The organism is Pseudaestuariivita rosea, from assembly GCF_017592335.1.
GTDB classification, from domain to species: domain Bacteria; phylum Pseudomonadota; class Alphaproteobacteria; order Rhodobacterales; family Rhodobacteraceae; genus Parasulfitobacter; species Parasulfitobacter rosea.
In genome coordinates this window covers 1-12,194 of record NZ_JACNMP010000023.1, presented here as the reverse complement: position 1 = coordinate 12,194, position 12,194 = coordinate 1, and the positions used below count along the sequence as shown (strand labels likewise).

The 12,194-nt window shown below is 56.6% G+C and carries 5 protein-coding genes; 2 read left to right on the top strand and 3 right to left on the bottom strand.

Annotated elements, in window-relative coordinates:
- Positions 1 to 193: 193 nt before the first annotated feature.
- Complete coding sequence (locus H7848_RS14245; protein ID WP_336512110.1) at positions 194 to 448, bottom strand: WGR domain-containing protein; 255 nt, start codon at positions 446 to 448, stop codon at positions 194 to 196.
- Complete coding sequence (locus tag H7848_RS14240) at positions 438 to 1,256, bottom strand: BrxR family transcriptional regulator (RefSeq protein WP_208352730.1); 819 nt, start codon at positions 1,254 to 1,256, stop codon at positions 438 to 440. The genes H7848_RS14245 and H7848_RS14240 overlap by 11 nt, the downstream gene beginning before the upstream one ends.
- Before the next feature lie 70 nt (positions 1,257 to 1,326).
- Here H7848_RS14240 and H7848_RS14235 point away from each other — a divergent pair, with 70 nt between their 5' ends.
- Together H7848_RS14235 and H7848_RS14230 are read left to right on the top strand one after the other, a co-directional pair.
- Positions 1,327 to 2,463, top strand: coding sequence for an exonuclease SbcCD subunit D (locus H7848_RS14235; RefSeq protein ID WP_208352729.1), 1,137 nt, complete (start codon positions 1,327 to 1,329; stop codon positions 2,461 to 2,463).
- The gene (locus H7848_RS14230; protein WP_208352728.1) at positions 2,460 to 5,540 is read left to right on the top strand and encodes an AAA family ATPase; all 3,081 of its coding nucleotides are present in this window, start codon (positions 2,460 to 2,462) and stop codon (positions 5,538 to 5,540) included. The genes H7848_RS14235 and H7848_RS14230 overlap by 4 nt, the downstream gene beginning before the upstream one ends.
- Before the next feature lie 393 nt (positions 5,541 to 5,933).
- Here H7848_RS14230 and H7848_RS14225 read toward each other — a convergent pair whose 3' ends face one another.
- A complete protein-coding gene (locus H7848_RS14225; RefSeq protein WP_208352727.1) occupies positions 5,934 to 11,726 on the bottom strand; it encodes a DUF3320 domain-containing protein in 5,793 nt (1,930 codons plus the stop codon).
- Positions 11,727 to 12,194: the final 468 nt, after the last annotated feature.

The window sequence follows — 12,194 nt, the reverse complement described above, 5'->3', positions numbered from 1 at the left end:
CGGACATTGGTATAGTTTGCGGCATTTGTAACTCTGGGCTCTTCGCGGCCATCGGAGCAACCGCGGCATTCTGTGCCAAGGTCGGATCGCCTCGATAAGAACGGCCCATTCCGGAACTTGGAGCGGCCTTCAAGGTGCTGCGGCCGCAGCCCGCTTAGCGGTCATTCGCCGCGAATTCATGAATTACGCATCGTCAGCGCCCATGGCTTTCTGACGCGGTCAGTTTGATCAGGTAGCTGCGCGCCAGCTTCTGTTTGACTAAATCAGAAAGGGCAGTCTGAGCCTCGGTTTGTGTCCGGTACCAATCGTGGCAATGCCGCCCCCAAGTACCAAAGCGGCCCCACTGTCGGTGGACGCCGTGTTGGCCAAACAGGTCTTTGGTCAGCCCCACGGAATAGAACCGGTTCATATTGAGGGAGGGACCTATGCGGCACATATCAATTTGCACCGATCTCCTCCTCGCTCATCGGAATATAGTCGATAGAGACCCGTTCTAGACGAGGCTCTTTTTGCTCAAGACCCCATCGGCGTTTCGTGTAGAACTCAAGTGCTTTCCGGGTTCTGGCCTCAAGCACGTCTGAGGTGAACCCAAATTCAATGCGGACCACGCGTTGCTGCGCCTCAGTCAATCTTGAATGCGGTTTGAGTTTCAGGATGGCCCAGGTGAACCAATCGTCATCTCGGGGTACCGCACCAGCTGGCTTGGTTTTTGCGAACGACTGATCAGGGTCAATGCGAGCAGGATGGAAGTCACGGAAACCCTTACGTTCAAAACACCAGGCTCGTACGTGAAGCCTAACGCCATCAGAAGCGAACCGAACAGGTGCAATCCAGCGAGTCATCGGTTCTGGATCTCGCATCGATTGATAAACGATCCTTGTTGCCTCTTTCGCCCTGAAGGTACGATAGAGCGGCCGTAAGACGCGCAGGTCCTGAGTTCGTTGCAAATCTGGCAATCTATCGAATGCGGGAGATGGTGTGCCGACTAAGAGTTGCTCCAGCTCCATCGAAGACGACTTACCAGTGAGCTGTTCAAAGCTGTGATCGGCAAGGTATTGGCGCGACGACGCATCATAGTGCAGCGCGTCTTTTGGCGCTTCGGCGAGGTAAGTCCGAAAATCGAGAGCGGCCTGCGCATTCGAAATACCAAAACGCTTAATCAAGGAAGCACGAGTCGCTGCACCGTCCCAGAAAAACAGTCTGTCGAGGTATTCTAGGCGCGCACGCTGGGCATGTTTGAGGTCTTCGAAGGGCATGGGGAAGGATATCTTGACTCTCCACCGTTGTCCATATAATTTTTACATGTATAATAATTGACGGTGCGACATGAGAATACTTCATACTGCAGATCTGCACCTGGGGCGTCAGTTCATGGGGTTGAGCCTCGAGGAGGATCATGAAGCCATCCTAGGCCAGATTCTCGAGACGCTTTTGGCAGAACGGGCCGAAGTTCTTGTGATTGCAGGGGACGTTTTTGATCGTGCTTCGCCGCCCAATTCGTCAATCCGGCAGTTCAACCACTTCCTCAAGCGCGTGGCGGACGAGACCGAAGCCGCCGTAGTGATGATTGCGGGAAACCACGATTCCGGTGACCGGATCGAGGCAATGTCTGTCTTCTCCACCGCGTCGAGGGTGCTGGTGCGCGGAATCGCCGACGCGGTCGAGACTCCGCTTTTGCTGAGTGACGAGCATGGCGAGATCGCCTTTTCTGCGCTGCCCTTTTCCTATGAATACGCAGCGCGGGAAGTGTTCAGGGATGAGGGTATCAGCACGCCAGCAGATGTCGTCGCGGCCCAGATCTCCGCAGCGAGGGGTCAGGTGCCCGAAGGAGCGCGTTGGGTCGTAGTGGCTCATGCCTTCGTTACAGGCGGCGCTGTCGGTGAGACCGAGCGCGCCCTGACACGGGTCGGCGGGATCGAAACTGTGCCCTCTGATGTCTTCGACGGGGCGGACTATGTAGCACTGGGGCATTTGCACAAGCCGCAGGAAGTAGGCGCAAGCCATATTCGGTATTCCGGCGCACCGCTCGCGTTCGGTTTTGACGAGGCGGGAAGTGAAAAATCCATGACTGTCGTCGATCTCAAAGTTGAAGGGGTCGAGATCCGTACCGTAGCGTTCCGTCCGATCCGGCAAGTGCGCTCGCTGACCGGAGCATTCTCGGATCTTCTGGCAGGAACGCCTTCTGAAGACTTCATCCAGGCCAATCTGACGGATGAAAATCCTCTGATTGATCCGATGAAGCGGTTGCGCGCGACCTTCCCCAATGCCTGCCATCTGGCCTACGACCGTCAGGCACGCGCTCCGGAGACAAAGGCGCTCGGCAACGGACGAGCCGCAGTCACGCCGATCGAGATGGTCGGCGACTTCATGAAGGTTGTGCGCGGCCGGGAACCAAATGCCGCCGAAGTCGCGATCGTAGCGGACAAGCTCCACGCGGCAGCCTCAGGGGAGGAGCAGACATGAGACCAATTCGCCTATCGCTTCAGGCCTTCGGGCCGTTCGCGACAACCGAGGTGGTAGATTTCCGCTCTGCGCTGGAAACAGGGTTGTTCGGAATATACGGTCAGACGGGGGCGGGTAAGTCGACACTGTTTTCGGCGATGTCCTTCGCGCTTTTTGGAGCACCAACCAAGACCGATCAGGAGCCACGGTCGCTGCGTTCGGATCACTCTGCGCCTGATTTACCCACTGAAGTCGAATTTGTATTTGAGCTCGGCACTAAAACCTACCTGATCCGTCGTCGTCCGGCGCAAGAGCGTCCGAAGGCGCGCGGCGAAGGGACAACAGATGACGCAGCGGAAGCCTCCCTATTCGACGTTACCGGGATTCCGGTGGATACGCTTGGCCCGAGCCAACCCGGTCGCGTAATTGTAGAAAAGAAGGTCTCGGTAGTTGGGAAAGAGGTCGAGACTCTGCTTGGCTACGGAGCGGATCAGTTTCGGCAGATCGTACTCCTACCTCAAGGCAAGTTCGAAACGTTCCTTACCGCAAAAACCGATGCGCGGGTCGACATATTACGAGATCTCTTCGACGTTAAGATCTATCGCGATCTCGCTGCCCGTCTGAAGGAAGAAGCCTCAGAGGCAGAGCGAGCTTTGCGGGACCAGCGAGCACTCTATGTGGCCCGGCTTGAGGAACGCGGCTTCGAGAGCGCCGAGGCACTGGAGGTTGGAATTTCTGCGGCGGAAGCTAAGGTTGAGGAGAAGCAGCAAGTTCAGCAGATCGCTGAGGCGGTAAACGAAGCCGAGCGCAAGACTTTGGCCGAAGGCGAACAGATCGAAAAGGCTTTTGCCGCTGTCGACACGGCGCGGCAGGCGCTTGACGGCCTCGAAGCGAAAATGGATGAGGTTGATGCTCTGGCGAAGCGGGTAGAGGCTGTCAGCAATGCCTTGCAAGCTCGTGATCTTGAAACGGCTTGGCACAATGCGGAGCACGACACAAGACTTGCGGTGGATGCCGTTTCCCACGCTGAAGCGGAGCTAAATACCGCCAATGGGGCGAAGGAACAAGCAGCGCAAAAGTTGGTCGAGGTGCGGTCTGACGAGGAGCGACGGAAGCAGGTTCAGGCCGACCTGACAAAGTTGGAGGCGATTGAGAAGCAGGTCGGGCAGGCTGCGGAGCTACAGAAAGCGTTCGATGAAGCTGCGACGGACGAAGCCTCAGCGAAGAGGGCGCTGACCGAGGCCATAGAGGCCCGCGAAAGGCTCCAGTCTCAGCGTGATGCGACCGATCTGGCGCTTGAACAGGCGCGAAAGACCGAAACGGTGCGAGGCAAACTGAACGGTGAGCTGGCCGAGGTCAACCGGGATCGGGCCAAGGCAACGGCGCATGCAAAGGCACAGGGAGCTGTCGCCGATGCCGAACGAAAGGTCGAAGCAGCATCGCGCGAGCTGACCACTACAGCTGATGCGGCACAGGCTGCCGAGGCGACCTTGGCTGATGCCGAGGTACGGCTTTCGCGGACGCAGGCGATCATTCTGGCCGAAAAGTTGACCGAAGGAGCGCCCTGCCCTGTCTGTGGTTCCCACGATCATCCTGCGCCGGCCCATGGCAAGCCCGAGCAATCTGGTTTAACCGAAGCGTTTCGCAACGCGCAGTCTGAGGCGAGAACTGCAGCCGAGGCCCGGGTTCGGGCGGAAACCGAACTCGGCAATTGCCGAACATGGTTGGATGAAAAAAAGCGGACGCTGGACGAACAGGAACGGCCCGAGCGCACGATGGCGGAACACGAAGCTGAAATCGCACGGCTTGAAGGCGATGTCGCCGCGCTTGGAGAAGTGGTCGATCTAGACGCGATGGCGGGGCAGTTGGCCGAACTCAAGCGTAAAGTGACCGAGGCAGAAACTGCCGAGACTACGGCGCGCAACGCTGCGGGAAAGGCCGAAACCGTTCTTGCCGGTGCGCGCGCCAAGCTGGATGCCGTGATCGAAGGCCTGCCGGAAGGTCTGCGCACATCCGAGGCGGTTGTCGCTCGACGGGAGGCTTTGCAGAGAGAGCAAAGGCAACTCTCTGAGGCGCTGGAAGTGGCGACGGAGCAGGACCGAGCCGCCAGTGAAACGCTCACCCGTGCGCACGAGCAGCTTGAAGCAGCAAAGCGGGCGCGCGACGCGCAGCAACAGCGCGTGAAAAAGGCCCAAGGTGATTTTGACGCTCGGCTCGCCGAGGTCGGGCTGGACAAAGCGGGATATGATGCTTGCAAGAGCCATTTCCCGAGTCTCGACGTCGACCGCAAGAAGGTGACCGATCACCGCGATGGATTGATCGCTGCTCGCACGACATTGCAGAACGCCATAGCCGCTTGCGCAGATCATGAACGCCCGGACCTTGCCCCGCTTCAGCTGGCGTTCGCAGAAGCCATTCAGAACTTGAACGCGGCTAACGCTGCATTCGCCACGGCGAGAACGGATGTATCGTCACTGACGGAATTCAAGAAATCACTTGCCGCGGCCCTGGCGGAAACCGAGCGGCTTGAAACTGAGACCGGTCCGCTCCGGGGGCTGGCTGATCTGGCCAACGGCAAGAACGATTTCAAGATGACACTCGAGACCTTCGCGATCGGTGCAATGTTCGACCAGGTTCTCGAGGCGGCAAATATGAGGCTCGACCCTATGACGCGTGGTCGCTACCGGCTGACGCGAGGACTCGAGGCATCTGGCGGTCGCGGCAAGCGTGGGCTCGAAATCGAGGTCTTCGACATCAACACCGGCAAGGCGCGTCCGACAGCCACGTTGTCAGGCGGCGAGACCTTTATCGCGGCACTGGCCCTCGCGCTTGGGCTCGCTGATGTGGTCGAGAGCCTTTCGGGCAAGATCCGGATGGACACAATCTTTATCGACGAAGGCTTCGGTAGCCTCGACACCGAGAATGGGGCGGGCACGCTGGATCAAGTGATCCAAGTACTTGCTGCGCTGACAGAGGGCAGCCGGGCTGTGGGCCTGATCTCACACGTCGGGCTGGTGCAGGAGGCTATTCCGCAAGGCTTCTACGTGCGCTCGACCCCAAGCGGCAGCCGGGTTGAGGAAAGAAGGGGGCTAGGATGACCGAACGGTGGTACTTTCGAAAGGCTCACACTCGGCGGCTGTTTAGGGGCCGTACGATCTCTGTCCGTGGCGGTTGGGTGCTCCGGGGCAACGAAGGACGCAGCAAGAGCGCATCATTCAAACGGGCTTGTCCAATCTGCAATGCCCCGATCCTAAGCGTTGGCATGCCAAGAGGTGGGTGGGTCCACTTCGAGGGGCGTAATGGGCTCACACGCGTGAAACATCCATGTCTTCATCTTGGCGAAGGTTTGAGCGCGCGGCGTGATGAAAAAACTCCGGATCTTTTTGACTTTCTGTAAAAATGGGGAGCAAATTCCAAAAAATATGGACCTCCGTCTTCGGCGAAGAGGCCAATGTGACGCTGATCTTCCCACAAAACCATTGAACCTTGGCTCAGGCCTCCGACCGCACTCGCGCTTCTTCAAGGGCTGTGCTCAGCTGTGATCGACGACTTTCTGCCAGTCGTGACAAGCCCAACCGTCTCGCTAGTGCCAGGGTAGGGTCATCTGTCTGGATAATATTTGGTTCTTTTCTCAACAAACCTGCAAGCTCAGCAATGGAAATTTCGGCAGGATCACGTCCAGGAATTTCGCGCCACTCGACAATATGTTCGGGCGGGTTCCTCCAGAGAAAATCCCCGGTGGTTTCCCGAGTCCGGCTTAAACCCTTGGTAGCCACTTCTACCCGCGCGCGGATCCTAGCACCAACACGTTTCCATCCATGTCGCTCAGCGACCTGGCGCGAAACTGCATCCAAATGAATTGGCTCCATGGACGCGACAATCTCGCGGACCATCAGGCGAAGGGTCTCATCGTATGATGGATCGTGAAAGGCGTCTGGATCTGCTTCAAGCGGGTCATCCGCGTTTGGAATATCCCCCAAGTCAAAAGCACGCTTCGCCTGAGAGGCGACGCGATCTAGCTTTGGATGTTGTTCTCCTTGAGCCTTTACAACGGCTTCTGGCTCATTCTCTTCCGTTGCCGCCGTTTCAAAAAGTGCAGGTGTTGCAGTTTCGGGAGCCGCCACCGTAGTATCGACTTCGTCAGTCTCCTCAAGACCCTCTTCGACTTGTTGCCGATCCTCTTCAAGATGTGTCCTGAGGTCAACGTCTAGCCGCTCTAAGACATCACGCCTATGGGAGAACCACTCGGTGGACCATATGCGTTCAATCCTCCACCCCAGACCTTCAAGGACCGCTTGACGCATGCGGTCTCGATCGCGCGCAGTAGGCGACGAATGATAGGCCGCTCCGTCGCACTCAACACCGGCCAAATAGCGACCTGCACGATCAGGATGGACGATGCCAAGGTCGATCCGATAGCCCGATACACCCACCTGAGTGCGAACCTCCCAACCAAGCGCTTCCAGAGCGACTTTGACCTCGGCCTCGAATGGACTGTCCACGCCGCCTAGGGAGCCTGTATCTGCGGCAGTCAGGGCATCAGGGCCGCGAGCGGCATAGTCAAGGAAATCCCTTAGGTCGCGGACGCCTTCTGCTTTTGTCCGGGAGACGTCGATGTCGTTTGCATCAATGGAAGTAAACACATGCATCTCGCGCCTTGCGCGAGTGACAGCAACATTGAGGCGCTTTTGACCCCCATCTTGATTCATCGGCCCGAAATTCATCGATAGCTTGCCAGCAGCATCGCGGCCGAAGGTCGTGGAGAAGATCATCACATCGCGTTCGTCGCCCTGAATGTTTTCAAGGTTTTTCACGATAGCCGGTTCTTCGCGCTCATCAGAAAAGAACCATTCCAGCTCTTCACTGTCGGTGCGCGCTTTGTCGAGGTGATCAAGGATGCGCTGCTGTTGCTGAATATTGAAAGTGACTACGCCGATGGTTTCGCGGCCGTCTTCTGGTTTTTTCAGCTCAACCCGCAGACGCTTCGCCAAAAATTCGGCCACGGCTTTGGCTTCCACGGGGTTGGTTCGAGAGCCGCCGCGCTCATAGATCCCATCGACACGATGTAGTCGCACCGCTTCTCCCCAAGCACGTGGCGCGGGGAATGTCACAAGGCTTCCATCGTAATAGCGAGCATTCGAAAAGGCGATCAGACCTTCGTCCCGAGATCGATAGTGCACTCTAAGAACGTTGGATGGCACGCCAGCTGCTACTGCTTCATCTAGAATAGATGCCTGGTCCCTTTCGTAAAAAGCCAGCTCCTCATCATCTTCCTGCACGCGATCAAAGCCACGAGATGGTGGCATCTGTTTCGGGTCGCCAACGATGATCGATTGACGCGCTCTAGCGATCGCACCGATGGCGTCCCAAGTCGTGATTTGCGACGCCTCGTCGAAGAGAACAATATCAAAGCTGGCCTGGCCTGCTGGTAGGTATTGCGCAACCGAAAGTGGCGACATGAGTACGCAAGGTGTCAGCTTGGTCGTGGTCGGACCCAGTCGATCGAGCAATGTGCGGATCGACTCCCGTGGTCGTTGTTGGCTCATTAGGTCTCGCAAACGACCAAGGGCCGAATTACGGGCTATGTTTTCCGTCCGAGGCAAACCGTGGGCAATGCGCCTGCGAACATTTTCAGCAGCTAAATCTGCATGACGGGCGTCGAGCTCTCGAAAGGCTTCGATCCGATTCTGATGCTTCCAACCAATGAAAGTGCGAAGCGGAGCCGCGGCATCTATGGCTAGGGGAGTCCACCATGCCGCATATGCGCGATCAAACACGTCCTCAGCATCCTCAACATCACCGACCTCCAACGCTGCACAAAGCGGCGCAAGGCCTCTAGCCTCCGCTTGCGCAACTAGGCCGCGCCAATGCAACCAATCCTGCAACCGCCGTGTATCGCGGCGAAGTTCCAGAAGAGCATCTCGCAGGTCGACGAGGTCCATATCCAATGTGCGACCAGCCAACCGCTCAAACCGAGCACGGGCTGGTGCCATCTCATCAAGCGCAAGCACCAATGACTTTGCCTCAGCACGTCCAAGACCTTCAGCCGGATTGATAGCCGCAGCAGTGGCGGCAGAGTCCGTTGCAGCTACCCTGATAGCCGCGGCTTTGAGTGCATTCGTATCTGTTTCGCGCCCGCGCCAAACGCTCAGACCAGCCAACGGATGTGTATCGAGAGCAGCGAGGACCTCCTGCATCTCCTCAATCAGGTTCAAATCGCTTTCCGGATTTGCTTTTCCCTGTGCATATGCAGACAGAGTTCGTCTGACGGCACTTTTGCGAAACATCGAAAACGGCCAAAAACTTGCAGCCGCGCGCCGCCACTCGGCGTCGATTTGTGCAACTGGAACGCGTGGTAAGTCCCGAGCTGAATAGGGAACAGAAAGGCGGCCTTCGGCTGTGTCTAATCTGGCCAGAACTTCTCGCAGAGTTTCGGTCTCAGCTTGGACCTCAGCAGGATCACGTCCACCCAAAGCCGCGCGGTCAGTTTCTTCCTCTTCAAGAACCGCTCTTGCCAAAGCCTCAAGCGTTGCTGGATCAGCAGCTGGGTTCTGACCGACTGCATTTGCCATCCCTGTCCGTGCCTTCAGTGCTCTAGGGAGTAAATCCTCAAGCGCCGAAGCTGCGGCTAAAAGCTCATTCGTCCAAGCGTTGGACCAACCGCCCTCAGGTTCCTCAATCAATCGCAATGCACCTGGATTGCGAACGCGTGGCGCTACCTCGCCCAATTCACGAGCGAGGCGGCGTAAGCTCTCACGCGTCTCGTTGTCATGGGTGTCCATTCTCTCCCAAGACAAACCAATAGGGACCTCCCGAGATGCTAACCCAACGGCTTCAAAGACCGTTAACCCGTTCTCATGTCTTTGATGCAGGGCTTCAACGTATTCGTTGAGTTGGTCTCGCTCGAGCCCAAGTTCCGTTGAAATACGCGCCCATTCCGCCTCGGCTTGCCCGTCCGAGGGTCTTTCCCAAGCCTGCCCAAGTTGCCGGATTACGTTCTTCCGTTCAGCTTTTGAGCTGTGAAGCTCAAGTACCGCATCGCCTAATCCGTAAGAGGTTAATCTGCGGTGTACCACATCAAGGGCGGCAGCCTTTTCTGCGACGAACAGAATTGTCTTTCCGTGGGCCAAGCAATGCGCAATCAGGTTGGCAATTGTCTGGCTTTTCCCTGTTCCGGGCGGTCCGATTACGACCATGTCGTGACCTTCGACCGCACCAGCAACTGCAGCCAACTGTGAGGCGTCAGCTGGAAGCGGCGTGAAGGTCTCAGCCGGTGGTAGCTTGGATTCTACTTCTTCGGGCCTTGGCAATCCTGGCGCATCCGGTGGGACAAAGGGGTCATCAGGAGTGTCGATCAGATGCGAAACTAGGCGGCTTTCACGTAGCTGATCTGTGCGATCAACGAGATCTTTCCACATCAGATATTTCGCGAAAGAGAAAGTCGAAAGAGCGAGGTCTTCAACAACTTCGAAGCCGGGAATATCTCGAACAACTTCGCGCATCCGCTTAAAAATGCGTGGAACATCTAGGCCCGCATCATCTCGTGGCAATTCGCCCTTGAGGTCCGGTGCCTCAATGCCTTGTTCGGCCAGTTTCTCCAACAAGGTCAGATTGAAACGGACTTCATCGCCCTGATGAACGAGCGTGAAAGGTGAAGATGCCGATGCTCTTCGTAGGGTCACAGGGACAAGCAGCAGAGGTGCGCGGTGATCCTTTTTCGCAGTCTCTGTCTGCTTCCAACGAAGGAAACCAACCGCAAGAAACAGCGTATTGGTCCCCCCCTCAGAAAGGTCGCTTTTTGCTTTACGATACAGTGTGATGAGACGCTTTCGCATCTGATCTCCAGGAAGAGGGCTGCAAAGCTCGCCTCTGTCAAACGCATCCCGAATGACACGCGCATCAATATCCTCGCCAGTTTCCCGACGGTATTGCTCTGGGTCACGGCCAAGTCTCGGATTCTCGTCTGGTAGGCTGACCATCCTGAAGGCGCGCCCTTCAGTGAGCTCATCTTCCAACCGCGGTACATCATGACACTTCAGCATCAATGACCCTTGGGTGTCGCGGAAATTCAGCAAGCGGTTGCGCAAAGATAGGTCAAGCAGCTTGCGCTGCCATCGATCGATCCGGCCTTGTGGTGTTGCGGGCGCCTCGTCTTCGGCCGGATCAGGTGGCTCAAAACCTTCCGGCGGGAGGAGATCTTCGAAGGCAGCCATTGGGTCTGCCGCGGCGGGAGCCTCGGTTTCGGTCGGCTCGCTTGCACGCGCCAGTGGTCGGACCCCCGATGATCGACAGCGTGCAATATCAACCGCAACACCAAAGAGATGCTCTTTTGGCTCATCCAATTGTGCACCACCTTCGACGACGGCGCTACGGAATGTGCCGCGCTTGCCACCGGTCAGGAGCGTTGTTTCGAACGGCAGGAATTCACGGGCGACAATCGCCTTACGTAGCTCTGTCACATCCCAGGTCTCAGCGGTCGAAAAAGTCCGACTGACCAGCCAGACACCCGCAAAAGCATGGCCTTCGGTGAAGATCACAACCGGATTAAGGCCAGCAGCCTCCAATGCGGCGGCCAGAAGCAGGCTCGTGTCCAGACATGTTCCAAGACCTTCTTCCGCCAATCGGCTGGGCATTCGAACCTTTTGTCCGCGCTTCTCAAAGGAAGCGGGCGGTACCGCGTACCGTATGTCCATTCCCTCAATCGACGACCAGATTGCTGCGGCGATAGCCCACGCTCGAGCCGGGTCTCGAGATTGGTACCCGTCAAGACCAGAGGGCAGACCTTGTCTCGTCATTGCATCAGAAGCTGCTCTTAAGACTGCGGCTACACGCGTGTCGTTCGGCTGTACAAAAGCAGCCAATAGTTGGCCCATTTCATGGATGCCGCCCCATTCATCTCGGGCCAGAAGCTCTACCGACGCTTCAAACAAAATTGAGGGATGATCATCATCAAACTCTGCAACTAGCCGAAGCTGCCCATGCTCAGCTTCGTTCAAGTTGTCAAAAAATGCGCTGTTTTGTTTTGTTTCCAACTCGGCTGGAACGACCGATCCACCGGGTAAAATCCGATCAAACGGCCATTCTCGCGATTGCGCGAAAAGAGGGTGAACATCTAGACGGAGCTTACCTGCAGGTAGACCCTCTTCGCCGGCTTGGAGCTCGACTTTGCGCAGCAGTGGAACGGCATTTTGCAAAGATGCATAAGTCAGTCGTTTAGTATGTTCGACTAGGAGCTGCGCTTTGGCTGCTTTCCCGTTTTCATTTTCATCACTAATTGCATGCACTTAAAAATTGCCACCTATGATCTTTACTTTGGAGTGGCGTCGCAACCACAACCCTAAGCGGAAACTTGCCAAATAACCAACAGGGTGTGAAGCCCCTATTCGCTAAATCATTGAAAAAGCTGAAATGGAATACGAATGATTAGGCTGAGCTAATTCCTGCACTCGCTGTTCACAAGCGACCCTCGGATTGCAAGGGAAATTCAGAGTTCGCCGACTTCGACGCAGCAAAGCCGAATCTTAGCGGCAACTAGTGTATGTCTTTCAAGTACTGCAAAACTTGAATGTCCGCTCCCAAAAAACTGCGGTATTGACCTCGCATGCGCAGCGAATGACGGCTTCCCGCCGATTCTGTGGAAAAACAACGTGTTGCTGATGCAGAAAGTGTGGTTCTGAACAGAGCGCGAGCGCCTTTTCTATCAGGCTTCGCACGTTTGCTGCGGTGCGGGAAGGATCTTGGCTAATTTACGG

Bases quoted from the DNA above. Each gene is read 5' to 3' on its own strand.
- H7848_RS14235 (WP_208352729.1), top strand. From the start codon at position 1,327: ATGAGAATACTTCATACTGCAGATCTGCACCTGGGGCGTCAGTTCATG.
- H7848_RS14240 (WP_208352730.1), bottom strand. From the start codon at position 1,256: ATGCCCTTCGAAGACCTCAAACATGCCCAGCGTGCGCGCCTAGAATAC.
- H7848_RS14230 (WP_208352728.1), top strand. From the start codon at position 2,460: ATGAGACCAATTCGCCTATCGCTTCAGGCCTTCGGGCCGTTCGCGACA.